The organism is Acinetobacter sp. YH12145 (genome assembly GCF_013418335.1).
In the GTDB taxonomy this organism is placed as follows: domain Bacteria; phylum Pseudomonadota; class Gammaproteobacteria; order Pseudomonadales; family Moraxellaceae; genus Acinetobacter; species Acinetobacter amyesii.
This window is the reverse complement of sequence record NZ_VPCE01000020.1, coordinates 40,449-53,942: the sequence shown is the minus strand read 5'-3', so window position 1 is coordinate 53,942 and position 13,494 is coordinate 40,449. Positions and strand designations below refer to the sequence as shown.

At 38.8% G+C, this 13,494-nt stretch carries 9 protein-coding genes; 1 reads left to right on the top strand and 8 read right to left on the bottom strand.

Going from position 1 to position 13,494, the window contains the following annotated elements:
• Window positions 1-80: 80 nt before the first annotated feature.
• Window positions 81-455 (bottom strand): hypothetical protein, encoded by a 375-nt coding sequence (locus FTU80_RS15830; RefSeq protein WP_180086092.1) that lies wholly within the window; start codon window positions 453-455, stop codon window positions 81-83.
• Between the two features lie 268 nt (window positions 456-723).
• Here FTU80_RS15830 and yddG point away from each other — a divergent pair, with 268 nt between their 5' ends.
• Window positions 724-1,647: an aromatic amino acid DMT transporter YddG gene (gene yddG, locus FTU80_RS15825; protein ID WP_180086090.1), complete on the top strand. Its 924-nt coding sequence runs from the start codon at window positions 724-726 to the stop codon at window positions 1,645-1,647.
• 24 nt (window positions 1,648-1,671) lie between these two features.
• Here the strand turns inward: yddG and FTU80_RS15820 are convergent, their stop codons facing one another.
• The 7 genes from FTU80_RS15820 to FTU80_RS15790 all read right to left on the bottom strand — a co-directional run bounded on the left by FTU80_RS15820 (window position 1,672) and on the right by FTU80_RS15790 (window position 13,492).
• Complete coding sequence (locus tag FTU80_RS15820; RefSeq protein ID WP_180086088.1) at window positions 1,672-2,970, bottom strand: MgtC/SapB family protein; 1,299 nt, start codon at window positions 2,968-2,970, stop codon at window positions 1,672-1,674.
• 269 nt (window positions 2,971-3,239) lie between these two features.
• The gene (locus FTU80_RS15815) at window positions 3,240-4,127 is read right to left on the bottom strand and encodes a DMT family transporter (protein WP_180086085.1); all 888 of its coding nucleotides are present in this window, start codon (window positions 4,125-4,127) and stop codon (window positions 3,240-3,242) included.
• 240 nt (window positions 4,128-4,367) lie between these two features.
• Window positions 4,368-5,996, bottom strand: a complete 1,629-nt coding sequence (locus FTU80_RS15810) for a long-chain-fatty-acid--CoA ligase (protein WP_180086083.1) — start codon at window positions 5,994-5,996, stop codon at window positions 4,368-4,370.
• Window positions 5,997-6,403: 407 nt separating this feature from the next.
• Window positions 6,404-7,150, bottom strand: coding sequence for an OmpA family protein (locus tag FTU80_RS15805; RefSeq protein ID WP_257221598.1), 747 nt, complete (start codon window positions 7,148-7,150; stop codon window positions 6,404-6,406).
• Between the two features lie 20 nt (window positions 7,151-7,170).
• Window positions 7,171-8,130, bottom strand: coding sequence for a type VI secretion system-associated protein TagF (gene tagF / locus FTU80_RS15800; protein WP_180086079.1), 960 nt, complete (start codon window positions 8,128-8,130; stop codon window positions 7,171-7,173).
• Between the two features lie 57 nt (window positions 8,131-8,187).
• Entirely contained in the window at window positions 8,188-12,018 is a 3,831-nt protein-coding gene (tssM, locus tag FTU80_RS15795; RefSeq protein WP_180086077.1) for a type VI secretion system membrane subunit TssM, read from the bottom strand.
• Window positions 12,019-12,046: 28 nt separating this feature from the next.
• Window positions 12,047-13,492: a hypothetical protein gene (locus tag FTU80_RS15790; protein WP_180086075.1), complete on the bottom strand. Its 1,446-nt coding sequence runs from the start codon at window positions 13,490-13,492 to the stop codon at window positions 12,047-12,049.
• Window positions 13,493-13,494: the final 2 nt, after the last annotated feature.

The window sequence follows — 13,494 nt, the reverse complement described above, 5'->3', positions numbered from 1 at the left end:
CGCGACTCATAAGTGCTCGGTTATATGCGGGCCAATTGGTTGTGCGGTAGATTTTGTGTGCAGGCTTCTTCATTTGAAAATTATATCGCTGAAAAAGCCTTTACAGATAGGTTTGTGCAACAAAGCCCTTGCAAAGTGGCATCTACCGCTTTGGCCATATTCAAACTGCCGCAGATATAGAGACAAGCCCCTTGCTCTAGCCAATCAATCAATTCAGCTTTTTTTACAACTAGGACATCTTGCACATACTTTTCAGCAAATCCATCACGAGAAAATACCCGATCGATTTCTGCAATTTTACCTTGGCTTTGTAATTCATGTAGTTCATCAGCAAAAATTGCATCAAAAGCATGTTGACGTTCACCATAAATAAACCTGTTTTGATAGTGCACCGTTGCGACGCGTTGCCTTAGATGTGAAAGCAAACTCGCCATTCCTGAGCCATTATCAATCAAAATCTCAGACTTCCCCCCCCTCTTTGCTAAGTGTAAATTTGGATTCGCACGAATACAGGTATGAATATATTGACCAAGTTTTAAATCTTGTGTTAATAAACCAGAACCTAAACCTAGTTCATCGCCATGCTGCTCTTGACGTACGACGAGCTCTAAATATTTTTAATTAAATAGAGTTTGATAATTTCACGCTTATACTAAACGACTGAATAAAGACTATAATAAAAATTAAAAATTCATTCGCCATTTGCGAAATCTTCGAGCAATCATGTCCAAAAATCTTGCAACGCTGATTGGATTCAGTGCAATCTTACAATGGTCTTCTATTGTTGGTTTACTTAAGAAAATTAGTTTCAGTATTGGCCCTGATCTTGCTGTGCTCTTTATGTATACCTTGAGCGCAATTATTCTATTGCTCTTATTTAAAATTCCAAACCTTAAACTGGTTCCGCGCCAATTTTTGATATACGCCACCCTTTTATTTGTGATTTATGAGTTGTGTTTTTCGTATGCCATTGCTTTGGCTCAAACAGCTCAACAAGCGATTGAAATCAGTTTGGTCAATTATTTATGGCCGAGTCTGACAATTGCCGCGTTAATCTTATTTAAAGAATTAAAGTTTAACTTTTTCGTAATCATTGGTTTAGCCATTAGTTTGGGCGGCATTATTTTAATCCAAACTGTTAACGGAAGTTTTAACTGGTCTACAGTCTTTACCAACATTCAGTCCAATCCATTAAGCTATTTTCTTGCTTTTATGGGCGCGAGTTTATGGTCACTCTACTGTGTGATTACCCGTAAATACAGTCATGGACATAACCCTATTTCATTCTTTTTCGTCGTGATCACCATTGTGCTATGGCTAAAAATGTTAATATTTCACGGTATCCCGCGAATGCCTGCCGTAGACTTACATACCGGTATGTATATGTTGACCGTGTCCATTGTAACCGCTTTGGGTTATGCAGCGTGGAATGTAGGTATTATAAAAGGCAATATTACGATATTGGTGACCTTATCGTATTTTAGTCCGATTTTTTCTTCATTAATTTCAATGTTTATTTTACAGACACCACTGAGTTTAAGTTTTTGGCATGGTGCCATTTTAGTGACATTCGGTTCGCTGGTATGTTGGATTTCAACCAGCTGGCCACAAATAAAAGCCAAATTAATGCAATTGCGTCATGAATAATATGGCGCAGTTAATTGCCTCTGATTATCTTAAACTGAATAACAAAACCGCGATTAGGCACAGCATGTGAAGTAACTGTGTTGGTGCAAAATATAGAAAATATTTCCATCCACCTGTGAGAAATGCATTCACACATTTTGAAATCGCATGGGCTGATAATCCAATCACCACAGCATAAACCAATGTTAAATTGTCGATATTACCTTGCATCACCACGGTTGCCATAGCTGCATGGACTTCAAAGAGTGATGCTAATAATGTCCCTAAAATTAAGCCTTTATCACCTAAAGCGAGATTTAATCCATAAACAAGTGCTTGGATCAAAGTAAGCGTGATGGCAATGATTGCCGCCTGTTTTAAGCTAAACATTCGACTATCAGTATTTTCTAACGGCACTGTTTCATTCGCCTCTACACGAAGCATTTCAGGTTCTGACTCTTTATTATGCTGAACTTGAGATGAGCCATAAATCAGATATAACGCAGCAAGGACCAATATCAAGATGCCGATGATACTTGGTATAACTAATATTTTAAACCAAGCAAAACTCACCCCAAGGACAATGATCAAAAGTTGAACCAATGTCGCAACACATGAAAAAAGTCCTGCCCCTGCATTACTTTTGGCATTGGCTTTTCCTGCTCGTACTTCCATGCCTAAGCTTGCGATTGTTGCTGTGCTAGACACAAAACCTGATGCCAAGGCCGATAAGATAATCGCTTTATCAGAAGATAGAAGCCGCTTGGCGATGTGCGCTAATGACTGCACCACCAAGATCAATATCAGTAATTTTAAAATCACATAGGGATTTAATACTGAACCCCAATAGGCTTGATTCGGAGTTAAAGGTAAGGCAATTAGGATCAATGCCAGTAAAAAGACTCCATCTCTTAACTCATAGTCTTTGATCCAATGCGCTGCAAAATGATGTAAGCCTTTCTTTCCAACTAATATGAGGGTCAGCACCACAGCCAAACACGCAGCCAATGGAATATTAAATACACAAGCAGCGCCGATTAAATAGGTCATAACAAAAGCAAGTTCTGTGGTTGTGCCAATATCTTGTTTTTGCTGGCTTAATCCATAATAGCTATACATACTGACGACAATTGCACCGATTACACCAACAGCTAAATGGATTAAAAAACACAATGCTCCAAACAGCGCGCAAATGGTAAATGAGCGTAAACCAGCAAAACTCTGTTCACTGTCCAAATTGTTGTTACGTTGACGCTCCAAACCGATGAGCAGTCCACAACCTAAAGCCGAAGCTAAAATAGTTAACAATGCTGGGAAGGATAATGTTTGTATGAGTATTTCCAAATTTAAGCCCTCCCATCAATACATTGTTTATATTAGCAATATAAATAAAAAATAATTAAAAAAAATTAACGCTAAAATTCGAAAAATAAATATACAACTTGAACATTTTCAATCATGTTCAAAGTTTAGTCATCCTTTAAATCATAAACAATTCCATAATCAATATCCTAGTGGACATGGAATATTTCTCATATTTTAATTAAAAATATATTCGAAAAACTGACTTAAATTCGGCCTTTATTTGCCTTCATGATTGTTTAAAGCACACATTAAGCCCAAATCACCATAATGGCCGCAATCACCACTAAGGCTAATCCCCAATGATCGGTTCTTGCGAGTTTTTCCTTAAAGAAATATGCAGAGATTAAGAGGCTAAATAAGATTTCGATTTGACCTAAGGTTTTGACAATCGCAACCGTTTGCATACTCATAGCAGTAAACCAGCCCAAAGACGCTAGAAAGCTACAGACACTAACGCGAAAGGTCAGACCGACTCTATCCCACATAGCAATGAGCGTTTTACGGCTAAATAGACTGAGGTACAGCAGCATAATCACACATTGAAAGCCAATTACACTCAACAACACCCACGCCGCACGATGCAAAGTCGGTATATCGCTTAGCTCTAAACTGGCTTCACGAACCAATAAAGAGGTAATTGCAAAACTTAATCCACTCCCTACACCGATGCATAACGTTGGCAAAGATAACTTTTGTCGTTGAGAACCTTTGCTTAAAAGAAAAACGGCTATGCCACCAACCAAAACACCAATCCAACCAAATAAACTTAAATGTTCACTTAAGAAAATCACCCCCACTATGGCCGCAAATATGGCTTCACTTTTCGCTAAACCGACGCCGATGGCATAATTCTTTTGCTTAAAAAGCAAGACCATTAAAATCGTCGCTAAAATTTGACTTAGTCCTGCAATCACCACATAGACCCAAAACATAGTTGTAAATGTGGTCACCTGAGTCACAGGCTGTTGTTGGTACAGCACATATAAATAAATGCAGGCAAATGGGAGTCCAAAAATAAACCGTGCAAGGGTGACACCATACACATCAACAGTGGTACTGAGTTGTTTTTGAAATGCATTGCGCCATGACTGCATAAAAGCAGCCATTAAAGTGAACAAGATCCAAACTGGAAACATAAGAAAGGTGGTTTAACGGTGGATGCCTCATCAATTTACGCTTTTATTGAATTGAATGCGACCCAACACGGCTAGATTATTCATTGAACTTGGTTATGGATTCGTTGAAAAAAATTTATTTAAAAACCTCATATTAAGAATATGGTATTTATCAAAATTTAAGTTTTTATAAAAAACGCAAAGGTAACATACCTTTGCGTTTTGCTCCTTACCAACATTTAGTTAGTGACTTATATTAAGTTAGCTTTCAAGTAGTACAGCACCAAATTGCTCACGTAGATCTTTTTTCAGCATTTTACCTGTTCCGCTCAAAGGAATAGCATCCACAAAAATCACTTTATCTGGCACCTGCCATTTAGCAACTTTATCTGCATAATAATCCAAAATTTCTGTATCAGATAAATCGACATCTGGCTTTTTAATTGCAATCAAAACAGGACGCTCATCCCATTTCGGATGGGTTGCTGCAATCACTGCCGCCATAGCAATTTTAGGATGTCCCATAGCTAAATTTTCTAACTCAACGGAAGAAATCCATTCACCGCCCGATTTGATCAAATCTTTTGAACGGTCACTAATTTTTAAGAAACCATCTTCGTTCAGGGTTGCAATATCCCCGGTATCAAACCAACCATCTGAGGTTAATGCAGATTCTGTTTTGCCAAAGTAATTGCCAATAATCCAATGCCCTTGGATCTGTAAATTACCCGTCGTTTCGCCATCACGTGCAACTTCGTGTGTACCGTTTTCTTCATCGGTAATACGTAAATCGACCCCGAATGGTGGACGACCTTGTGACAATCGTACTTGTAATTGTTCTTCTTCAGATAATAACAAATGTTTGGCTTTAAATTGGTTTGAAGAACCTAATGGACTGGTTTCGGTCATTCCCCAAGCATGAATCGTTTCACAGTTAAATTGTTCTTTAAACACTTTTAACATCGCAGGTGGGCAAGCAGATCCACCAACCACATTACGCACTAAACTTTCAAGCTGACTACCCGCTTGTTGCGCAGCATTAATTAAACCCTGCCAAATCGTTGGAACACCCAATGCAACGGATACTTTATAGTCATCAATCATTTGCGTCAGGCTTGCTCCATCTAAACCTGGGCCTGGCAGCACTAAAGTACATCCCACCATTGCCGCAGCATATGGCGTACCCCATGCGTTGACATGGAACATCGGCACAACAGGCATCATAATATCTCGCGCTGAGATATTTAATGAATCCGGCATACAAATCGCATAACTGTGTAAGACTGTTGAACGATGGCTATACAACACGCCTTTTGGATTGCCTGTGGTACCCGAGGTATAACATAAAGAACTAGCCGATAATTCATCTAATTCTGGCCATGTATAGTCTGCAGATTGTCCCGCGATAAGTTCATCATAAAATTTAACATCTGGCACCGCTTCGACAATTGCTGCATCCGGTGCATCTAAACAAATAAAATGTTCAACAGATTTTAATAGTGGTTTTACTGCTTTGATTAAAGGCAAAAAGGTTTTATCAAATAACATCACGCGGTCAGCGGCATCATTGATGATAAAAATTAATTGTTCTGGAAATAAACGCGGATTAATGGTGTGACATACATAACCACTACCTGAAATAGCGTACCAAGACTCTAAGTGACGATGGTTATTCCAAGCGATGGTCGCAACACGATCTCCTAAATTTAAACCGAGTGAAGCAAGAACATTAGCAAATCGTTTTGAATTTTTATGGACATCACCCCAAGTGGTTTTCGTAATCGTCGTGTCTGTATTTTTTGAAATGACTAAACTATCCGCATGATAGCGACCTGCATGTTCAATCATGCTACTAATCAAAAGCGGTTTAAACATCATATTACCAAGCATTCTTTGCTCCCACATTCATCCATATTGAGTTGTTGTTTTTCCGCACTGTCCTGCAGATTTTTTAAAACTTTGCACCATGTCAAAAGTGATTATTCTTCATCGGCAAGGTTGAAAGCAGTAGATATGAAACGCATATCCAAAACTGATTCTTATGTTTTAACCTTAATTGATTTTAGAATCCACTGTTTTATTGCTCAAAATATGAATGCTTTAGTGGTATATAATGCAAAAATTAATAGCATCATCCCAATTCAAAATATGTTCCTATTTTGTTTTCGCTCTGTTGCTTTAAAAAATGTCGATTTCAGTTATCAAATAATTGACTGAATCAATTGGCATAAAAAAAACCCAGTCTAGATACACTGGGTTCATTCGTTGCATTAGCCGTTGTAGTTAAGTTGAAATAGTTACAGCACTTCAAACTCAATACGACGGTTTTTCTTACGGCCTTCAGGCGTAGCATTGTCTGCCACAGGCTTATTTGAGCCCATCCCTTCAGTACTTAAGTTCGCCGCTGCAATATTTTTTGAAATCAGGTAGTTTTTAACTGCATTAGCACGATCTTGGCTTAAACTTAAGTTTTTCTCAGGATTCCCCGAGCTGTCTGTGTGACCAATAATTCGTACTTTTTTCCCACCGACGCGATTCAGTGCGATAACCATTTCATCTAAGATCTGTACCCCAGATGGTGCTAAAATCGTGCTTCCAGATTCAAATTCAATAATACGATTACGTAAAGCCGCATCAATAATGGCCTGCTCAGCCTGATTGACAGAAAGCTGTGCATTGAAACGAAAAGGTGCTGTGACCAAAGACTGAAACTTGGTGGTCGTAGGTTGGATATCATTTTGATTTGACATCTTTCCACTTAAATCGACTTGCGTTCCGCGTACAGAGAGTTTCCCCTGTTTTACTTTTTTTAAGTCGTCATTAATCATTTGGCTTACGCTATTACCCCAACCATTAGGTGCTGTAACCGCTCGAACCTGAATTTTATCAACCACATTTGCCTGACCATAGGTCAAATAGGCTTTATTTAATATTTCTTGCTTGGTTGCTTCATTCGGTACAGCACCTTCAATCACAATAGGCTCTGCCCAAAGCAAAGTCGAACAACCTAAAATGCATACACTCGCAATAAATTTGGGCAACATTGGTAAGATTCTTTGCATCATTATTCTTCTATAAAAGTCTGTCTAAAAAGTTTAATGCCATGAATAAGGCTGATCTGACGCTCACTCAAAGACTGTTCCAAAACGGCTAAGCCTGCATTTTGTTCAAGATAAGGATCAATCCAACTGGCATCGATCAGGGAAACCCAATGATCACTTTGCATATTTTGGGTAAAAACATCACTGAGTGCAGTAATATCAGCACCTTGAAAACCAAACAGTAAAACAGGTGAATCACTGTGTAGGATGCCAATGAGTAACTCAGCATCTTGGTTTTCGACAAAACGACTAATTAGGTTGACCCAAAAAGCCGCAATTTCATAGCAGTAACTAATATTATTAATTGGTAAAATCAACACTTTATTCAACCGAGACGTGCCCTGATGAATAATCGGTTGTAGCAGCAAACCGAGACCAATCATGCTTTGCGCCAACTGATAAGGCGTAAAATTCAATAAACGTGCAAATGAATGCAACGTATGATGCTCATAAAAAGAAGAGGTTTCTTCTGTCCCGAACACTTGAATTTCGTTATTCAGTTTGCCTAATTTATCGAGCAAAATATCGGGATCGCGAATAGAACGCATCACTCGGTTACGCTGATATAAGTCAATTAAGGTTTGTTTATAACGATATGGTGCATACAAAATATTATCGAAAGGATCATCGATTTCTAGCAGATGAGCGAGCACCATTGGAAATTGACGCTTTGAACTGTCTTCACTACTAATCAAATTGGCAACCAAAAAACGCTTATCTTTTGGACTGGCAATAAAGAAATCTAATGAAGGCAGTGAGTTATACGCTGCATTAAAATTGTCTGAACGCATAGCGAACTCAAGCGCCTCCGTGATCCACTGATCGATTAACTGAATCAGTGAATATTGTTCACGGCTCTTTAAGAAGTCACCACGAGCTGGACATTTTCCATAAAACAGCGGTGTCGTTCTCACTTCATACATCGTCACACTCCTTGTTCTTTTGCACGAATGCCACCGCTCTCATTTTTAAATTCATCATCATGGTGTTGCTGTTCCTTGTACAACACTCATCGGTGAAGTCGCTGGCGCTACAGGCGCTTGTCCTGCAGGCATCGTTTGCGCTGCGACGACACGAACACCTTTATTCGTCACCACTTGATCAACAAGAGTCATACCTGAATAGCCTGAACCTGTAGTTGGGCCAGATGCGTTACCACTAATTAAACGGAAATTCACTTTAACAAACACTTTTGGATTTTGTTTGCTACGCCACACCATTTCAAATGAATTACCATTTTGTGTACGCTGAGCGCCTTCAACCAATCGGTTAATACCATATTCACCCGGCTCATCAAAAATCGTATGCGTTTGACCTTCCAAGTCAATTGCAGTAATACGTGCACCCGGAATTGCCCCTTTATTTGGCCAAACGAAGTTCACCCATTGCTGAACACCGTTTTCATACACCATACGCTGACCATCAATATCAATGGTATATGAAAGCAACTGTGTATTTTCTAATGGGAAGAACTGGAAGTTCGATTGATTGGTTGCCGCAGGTGCTGCTTGACTCAATTCCCCTGTAGCAACGCCATTACTTGGCGCAACATAGCGTTGGAAGTTCGCTACAAATTGTGGATTTAAACCAATGCCCAAATCTTTCCATGTTTTCGTGGTTAAGGTATAGCCTCGACGAATCACCAATGGATCCAAATATTCTTTTACAAAACGAGCGATACTTCCGTTTTCACCAAAAATTTGGCTAATTTCATTACTGGTCGCTTGTAAAGTAGCATTGCTATTAAATGGATATTTAGGTGCAAGATTGGTTGTAAATGGTTGATACGCCTGCATTGCCCACAACTTATTAATTTCGTTTTGAGCTGGAATCAAAAGAACTTCAAATGACTGAGTCACCGGCTGCATAAAGAGTTTTTGAATCAACTGTTGATCTAATTCATTCAGACCCACAGACATTTTTTCATCTACGAATTTTTGTGTGCTATTAAAGACTGAGCTTTGATCATTGATGGTTTGTTTCACCAATGTCATGCTTGCAGGTCCCATATCACCGCCACTCTTCAAATCATTGAACTTACTACGTACTTGACTCAAAGACAGCATGTATTCATCTAAAATAGATTTGTTTTGCTGATCATCACGCTTACGAACCAATTGATAGAACACATCAAACTCTTTTGCAATAACACCTTGACCGGCTTTAGAAGCAACTTGCTGTGCCTGCTGCGCATCATCACGGCTGAGGACTTTACGTTTAAACCACGCAATAAAACCTTTCTGAGGCGCAGCCAGTTCTGCTTGAACAATTGGATTATCCCAACTGGTTTCTTTCGCAATACGGTCCACCACTTTACGAATTGGCGAATTCTCAGGTTCACCTAAAATATCGATAAAACGTGACTGCTGAGCAACATCTGCACCTTTTCCATAATGCACAGCATTTAAAAATTTACGCCATTCAGCGATATATTCCTGCTTATAAAGTTCGGTTAACTGTTTACTGATCTGATCTGGACTACCACTAAACGTCAGGTCATCAGAGCGATTGGTATTGAGTACCCAATCTTGGGTATCTGTCGGATTATTCGCAGCTTGGTTAATCGCATCTTTTACATAATCATTCCATGCTTGGTAAGTAAAAATACCCGGCAAGGCATAACTACCTAACATGCTGTTTTGGCCTGTTTCACCTAAAATTTGCTTCACAGTTACTGCAGGGAAACGTACCGAACCACGCATTTTAATTTCATTATAAACGCGGTCACGTGCAGGAATACCCATAGTAACAGCCGTCAATAATTGACGTGTTTGATCAACCAATAAAGGATCAGATTCCATTTGTGGGAACGCAGGATCAGCAGCTAAAGTCATCGCATAAGATAAAACTTGTTCAGCTTTTTGAATCATTTCCCCACGTGGCATTTGACCGCGATTTGAATCTAACCATGAACGCCAGAAACGAGTAACTTGGTCACTCAAATGGCTCGATTCCATATATTTATGATTGCTCATCATCAAATACGCCTTCAGTGCATTATATGCATCCTGAGGGTTAGTATCTGATGGTTCTAAATAGGGCTGATTTGATTTCACAGCTTGAGTGATTTGCACATTGACGTGATTTTCTTTCAACGTCGCTTCATTGGCTTTAACGCGTTGTAAGTACTGCGCCATATTTTGCTGAGATGGTGCCAATACAATTTGTTGAATACCACGTAAATACTCAACTTTAAGTTTTTCACGGATTTTATTCCCTTGGTATAAACCAAAGCTGTATTTCAAAGGACGATCTTCATCAAAGTGATCGAGCTGCTGTAAATGCCCTTGTAATATCAGCAATGCATCCAATTGAGTCGAAAGCTCACTTCCGCTACGGCTTTCCATTTGCACAACTTTGTCTAAGTCAGCTTGAACTTCCGCCACGAGTTGTTGGTTATTACGATACGACCAAACCCATAACCCAAGCACCACAGCAACCAATAACAATGCAGCAATAAATGCCATAAAGCGCTGACGTTTACGTGCAGGATTGATATGTTGTTTAACTAGATTTTTATCTTTTAAAATGACGGTTGAAAAGAGTCCTTTTAAGAAATAACCATGGTCTTGCGAAACAGAATTTGTAGGAATGCCAAACTCACTATCGGTACTTTTCACTAAATGAAAATCTTCAGCGATTTGCTCGGTCATTGGACTTTCAATCACACCTTCTTGCAACGCACTGGTGAAATAGAACCCACGGAATACCGGTTTAAACTGATAAGGGTTGTCTTGAAACAACGTACCAATAAAAGTTTTTAACACTGGCTTTAAGCTTTTAAACTCAAGTGGAAATGTCATTACACTTGGAGAAATATTTTGCGAATGACGACGACTCAAGTGTGTCGTACTGACGCTCTTCAAACCATCGTATAAAATTGAATAATGCTTTTCGAACATCTCAACGGCATGCTCAGATGAGTCTGGATCATAAGGCAGTGTTGCACCCCAAACTTGATCAAATTCATCCTTATCATAACAATCAAAAAATTCAGTAAAGCCGGCAATCAAATCCATTTTTGAAAAAACGATATACACTGGCGCAAAAATTTCTAAACGTTCAGTCAAATCCTGTATACGTGCGCGTAAGTTTTTGGCTAATTTGATTGATTTTTCAGGGCTTTGACTGACAAGCTCCGCCACAGAAACAATTACGATTAAACCATTAATCGGCGCTTTAGAACGGTTTTTCTTTAGAATATTTAAAAAGCCTAACCATTCAGAATGGTCTTCGGCATAAACAGAATATCGACCTGCGGTATCGAGTAACACACCATCTGTAGAGAAAAACCAATCGCAGTTACGAGTACCACTTAAACCTGCCGACACCATTTTCTGATGAGTTTCTTCAAATGGAAATCTAAGGCCAGAATTATAAATTGCCGAACTTTTACCCGCTGCTGGGTTACCAATCACCATGTACCAAGGCAATTCATATAGCGCTGCATTACCCTTTTTATCGCCAAGTTTTGATTTACGGATAAGTTGAATCGAGTCTTTCATTTGCTGATTTATCAGCGCAAGTTCTTCTTTATTCTTTTGTTTGCCGTATTCAGCTTCATTATCTTTGGTAATCGCCTCAGCAAGCTCTTCGCCTTGCTGTTTATGACGATAATGTTGTACTAACTCATAAATACCCCACAGAATTAATCCGAGAATATAAACAGCAACCATAATGTAAAAAGTCTTTTGCGGAATCGAATTATGCATGGCAACAATAGCCACAAAAAATGACAAAGCCACCATCGCTTTAGGATTGGTGACGTACTGCCAAACATAACCGAGGATCGTATAAAATAGTGTGTTCACAATGTTCTCAATTTCGTCTTAATTCTAATTAAACAGTTTCTTGTTCAAGTTCATCTTCTACTGAAAATGCTTGAATAAAAGCAAATGTCGATTCTTGGTCTGTGCTATAAATCATGGCAGTTAACTCTTCTGGCAAGTGCATACCCAACATGAATCCAAAAATTTTTGCCAATTGCTGGGTATTTCCAAGATTCTGTTTTGTATATAAAAAATGATAGGTTTCAATCGCGGTTTCATTAAATTTATACTGTAATTTTTTCACCACTTTCATATCCGTTGCATCATCTAACATCAATAAAAAGGGTTGTTCTTGATCATACTGATCTAAATTATTCAATGCTTTAAGCTCTAAATTACGTTTCAACTCAGGCTCATGTGCCACCACTTGTAGCACTTTATTTGGAGTTAAACCTCGAACTTGAACGTCTGAAGCAGCCAAACACCAACTCGATGCAAACTCTGCAGCAATGTATTTTTCTTGTAACCACATCTTTTCATCAATCCATTCTTGGTCGATTTCAGAGTCAGCATTGAGAATCAAACTGACTTCAAACTTTTGTTTTGAAATCATCTCTAAAATGCTTAACCATTCTGAATAAGCGACTTGAGTGCCGATAAAATGTGGCTCGATATGAATTTGTTCAGGAATGATCGAAAATCCGTCAGAAAGATACTGCTGAATTACATTTGCATAGTCATCATTCCATTGATGAATCAAATTATCAGCAAGCAAAATATGGACATTTAAACGGTTTAGACGTGAAACTTGCTGTGCAGTGTTCGCCAAATGTTCTGGATGTTCATCTTGCGTATAATCTGGATCCACCCAACCCGGATGCATACGGTACTGATATGCCAATTCACTATCATAAAAGAGTGCTGATTTCTTCAGATGCTCAGCAATTAAAAATAGACTTTCAACGTGTTGCTCTAGTTGTTGCTGAATAAGTGACTGGATTCGTTTTTCACGCATGGTGATGGCACTAAATTCATCATCTGCTTCTTCATTGGTGAGTTCATCTAAATCTTTGATTCGAAATGAAAGAACAGGCAAACCGTATGCATTGAATAATTTATCATCGAGTTCAGGACTTTTGAATTGTTGAATATCTTGGATAATTTGTTCGTTTTCACCAAAACTATGCCAAGCTGCTGAAGAATAAACATTTAAACGAAATTGCTGTACATCGACAGGCTTCGGTTTTGCTTGTTCAATGGCCTCAAGTTGTTGTTGCTCAGCTTGTTCTTCTGCACGTTTTTCAGCTTCAAGTTTTTTTTCTTTTTGATATTGAATGCCCTTATAAATCAAATAAGGCGACAAAATAATTGCACATAAAGCGACAGGAAGAAGTAGAAAATAGGTGACCAGATCAAAAGCTGTCGGGTCATAGCCTGTATCTCGCCAGTAAAAAATCACGAAAGCAGTACACAAAACAAAAAGCGTACTAAAGGTTCCAATTATTAATTTCAGCATTA

What these genes read in the sequence shown, in the direction of transcription:
- yddG (WP_180086090.1), top strand. Translation starts at nt 724, where the DNA reads ATGTCCAAAAATCTTGCAACGCTGATTGGATTCAGTGCAATCTTACAA.
- FTU80_RS15815 (WP_180086085.1), bottom strand. Translation starts at nt 4,127, where the DNA reads ATGTTTCCAGTTTGGATCTTGTTCACTTTAATGGCTGCTTTTATGCAG.
- FTU80_RS15810 (WP_180086083.1), bottom strand. Translation starts at nt 5,996, where the DNA reads ATGCTTGGTAATATGATGTTTAAACCGCTTTTGATTAGTAGCATGATT.
- FTU80_RS15805 (WP_257221598.1), bottom strand. Translation starts at nt 7,150, where the DNA reads ATGTTGCCCAAATTTATTGCGAGTGTATGCATTTTAGGTTGTTCGACT.
- tagF (WP_180086079.1), bottom strand. Translation starts at nt 8,130, where the DNA reads ATGTATGAAGTGAGAACGACACCGCTGTTTTATGGAAAATGTCCAGCT.
- FTU80_RS15790 (WP_180086075.1), bottom strand. Translation starts at nt 13,492, where the DNA reads ATGCTGAAATTAATAATTGGAACCTTTAGTACGCTTTTTGTTTTGTGT.